This is a genomic window from Kitasatospora sp. NPDC059803 (assembly GCF_042732255.1).
Classification (GTDB): domain Bacteria; phylum Actinomycetota; class Actinomycetes; order Streptomycetales; family Streptomycetaceae; genus Kitasatospora.
Window position 1 is genome coordinate 2,034 of sequence record NZ_JBHWIJ010000431.1, and the last position, 3,201, is coordinate 5,234.

Genomic DNA, 3,201 nt, shown 5'->3' on the forward strand with positions numbered 1-3,201 from the left:
AGCCCCTGCGCTGCGCCCCCCGCCGCCCACCGCGGGGGGCGCCCCCCCCGCCCGGGGCCGCCCACCGCACGGTCAGCTCGACGCCGCCCCGAGCCCACCCCGACTCAGCCCCGACGCAGCCCCGACGCAGCCTCAACGCCGCCCCGACACCGCCCCGAGCCCGCCCGACGCCGCCCCCGAGGCCACCGCTCCGCGAACGAGGTCACCGCTCCGCGAACGAGGCCCCCGGCGTGGCCAGCACCCGGGCCGCGCTGCGGTGCCCGAGGCCGGCGGCCAGGTGCAGGTCGCCGGTCTCCAGGAAGCCGGCCAGGAATCCCGCCGCGAAGGCGTCCCCGGCGCCGGTGAGGTCGCGCACCTCGCTCACCGGCGGCACGGGCACCGTGAACGGCGCGTCCCCGGGCACGTCGACGGTGGTCGCCTGGGCGCCGGCCTTGGTGACCACGGTGGTGGCCGCCAGCCGGGCCCGCTCCGGCCCCGGCAGCCCGCCCACCAGCAGGCCCAGGTACTCCGCCTCGGACCGGTTGGCGAACACGAAGGTCGGCGCCAACTCGGCCAGCAGGGCGAGGAAGCGCTCCCGCCCGTACTGCTCCAGCATGCCGGTCGAGGAGGCGTCCACCGAGGTGGTGCCGCCCGCCCGCCGGACCCGCACCAGCGCGTCCACCGCGGAGCGGCCGACCGGGTCGCCGTCGAAGGAGTAGGCGGGCACGTGCAGGTGGGTCAGGCCGGCCAGCCACTCGTCCGGCACCCGGTCCAGCAGCTTGGCCGCGCCGCGGTCGGGCAGCATGGTCCGTTCGCCGGCCTGGTCGATCAGGACCACGATGCTGCCGGTCTGGCCGCGCCGGGCGACCCGTACGTCCACGCCGTGCCCGGTCAGTTCGGCGACGATGCCGTCCCCGACCGGGTCGGCGCCGACGCAGCCGATGAACCGGGCCGGGTACTGACCGGCGGCGAAGCTCGCGACGTTCGCCGCGCTGCCGCCGCGCCGCCGGAAGACCTGGGCGCTGGAGTCGGTGCCGTGCCGCAGCGGGCCGTCGACCCAGACGACGATGTCCTCGACGAGGTCGCCGAGCACCCCCAGCACGGGTCAGGCCCCGCTGCGGGCGGCGGCCGCCAGCGCGGTCGCGATCTGGCCGCCGAGCCGGACGTTGCCCCGGTAGACCTCGACGTTGACCTCCAGGCTGCGGCCCTGGGTGTCGCGCTGGATGTGGTCGAGCAGGAACGGCGTGGAGGCGTTGCCGGTGACGCCCTGGCGCTCGGCCTCGGCCCAGGCGCGCTCCAGGATGCCGTCGAGCTCCTCCGGCGGCAGCTGCTTGGCGGGGTCCACCGGGTTGGCGATCAGGACGGCCTGCGGCAGGGCGAGGCGGTCGCGGGCCTCGATGAGCCGCGCGGCCTCCTCGGGCGACTCGACGCTGAAGTTGATCTCGTGGCCGGAGTCGGTGACGTAGAAGCCGGGGTACTTGCGGGTGCGGTAGCCGATGACCGGGATGTTGAAGGTCTCGAAGCGCTCCAGGGTGGCCCGGATGTCGAGGATCGACTTCACGCCCGCGCTGATCACGGTGACCGGCGTGGCGGCCAGGGTGGTCATGTCGGCCGACTCGTCGAAGCTCTCGGAGGCTCCGAAGTGGACGCCGCCGAGGCCGCCGGTGGAGAACACCCGGATGCCCGCCCGGTGGGCGAGGAAGGCGGTGGCGGCGACGGTGGTGCCGCCGTGGCGGCCGAGCGCGGCGACCACCGGCAGGTCGCGCAGGCTCACCTTGTCCAGGCCGTCCGTCGCGGACAGTTCGGTGATCTGCTCAGTGCTCAGACCGACCGTGGGTACGCCCGCGTGCACGCCGATGGTCGCCGGGACGACGCCCGCCTCGCGCAGCTGCCGCTCGGCCTCCAGCGCGACGGCCAGGTTGCGGGGGCGCGGCAGGCCGTGGGTGAAGATGGTCGACTCCAGCGCGACCACGGGCCGGCCGTCGGCCACGGCCTGCGCGACCTCCTCGGAGACGTGGATGGCCCGCGCGGAACGGGTGGCCGGCGCGGAGCCGGCGGCTTCGGGGGTGCTGGGGGGCAGTCCGGTCATGGTCGGATCTCTCTGTGAGATGCCACTGCGGTGGGGCAACGTGTCGCTCAGCGTATGGACGGTTCGCATCGGAATCCAGAATGAGTCCTGGGGCTTTCCATAGGCTCTGGCCTATGAGTTGACTTAGGCTTGGGCCATGGGCTTCACCTTGCGTCAACTTGAGGTCTTCCTCACCGTCGCCGAGACACTGCACTTCGGACGGGCCGCCGAACGGCTGCACATCTCCCAGCCGACGGTCAGCCAGGAGGTCGCCCGACTGGAGCGGACCGTCGGTGTCGAGCTCTTCGACCGCAGCCGCCGCTCGGTGGCGCTGACCGAGGCCGGCGAGGTGATGGCCGCCGAGAGCGCCCGGCTGCTCGGGCAGGCCCAGACGCTGCTGGCCCGGGTGCGGCTGCACGAGGAGTCCCGGCTGGGGACGGCCCGGATCGTCGCCTCCCCCAGCGTGGTGAACCGGCTGCTGCCCGCCGTGGTCAGCCGCGCCGAACAGGAGCTGCCCGCGCTCACCACCGCCGAGGTCGCCGTCGACACCGGCCAGGTCTCCACCGCACTGGCCGCCGAACTCGCCGACATCGGCCTCGGCCGCTTCCTCGACGAGGTGGCCGGCTACCGGCTGGAGCGGATCGCCGACGAGCCGGTACGGGTCGCCCTCGGCCGGGACCACCCGCTGGCCGGTCGGACGAGCGTGCGCCTCGGCGAACTGCGCGACCTGCCGCTGCTGCTGTGGCCGCGCGAGCAGCACCCGCGCTACTACGACCACGTGCTCGGCCTGTGCGCGGACCACGGCGTCGACCCGCCGGTGCTGGTCAGCCCGCCGCGGATCGTCGGCTCCCGGCTCTACCTGCTCGCCCGCAACCGCGCGTTCTCGCTGGTGCCCGGCTCGATGACCGGCCACCTCACCGAGGACGTGGCCACCGTCCGGCTGGACGGCCGGGCCACCCTGCCGCTGGAGATGCAGTGGCGGCTGGACGACCGCCGACCCCGGCTGGCCACCCTGCGCGACCTGATCCGGCAGGAGGCGGCGGCCCTGGAGGTCGACTAGAAGACTGATGAAGATGTTGGGTTCTGGCCCCGCCGCGTGTGCGGCGGGGCCAGACTCGTGTTGTGGCGATGGGGGTATGGTGCGGAGAGACTGT

At 74.4% G+C, this 3,201-nt stretch carries 3 protein-coding genes; 1 reads left to right on the plus strand and 2 read right to left on the minus strand.

The features are described 5' to 3' along the window. Positions 1-202: 202 nt before the first annotated feature. Together ACFV6I_RS37335 and ACFV6I_RS37340 are read right to left on the minus strand one after the other, a co-directional pair. Complete coding sequence (locus ACFV6I_RS37335; RefSeq protein WP_063350237.1) at positions 203-1,081, minus strand: carbohydrate kinase family protein; 879 nt, start codon at positions 1,079-1,081, stop codon at positions 203-205. Positions 1,082-1,084: 3 nt separating this feature from the next. Then, positions 1,085-2,068, minus strand: coding sequence for a pseudouridine-5'-phosphate glycosidase (locus tag ACFV6I_RS37340; RefSeq protein ID WP_380345679.1), 984 nt, complete (start codon positions 2,066-2,068; stop codon positions 1,085-1,087). A gap of 136 nt (positions 2,069-2,204) precedes the next feature. Here ACFV6I_RS37340 and ACFV6I_RS37345 point away from each other — a divergent pair, with 136 nt between their 5' ends. Beyond that, complete coding sequence (locus tag ACFV6I_RS37345; protein ID WP_063350236.1) at positions 2,205-3,107, plus strand: LysR family transcriptional regulator; 903 nt, start codon at positions 2,205-2,207, stop codon at positions 3,105-3,107. The last annotated feature ends 94 nt before the right edge of the window (positions 3,108-3,201 follow it).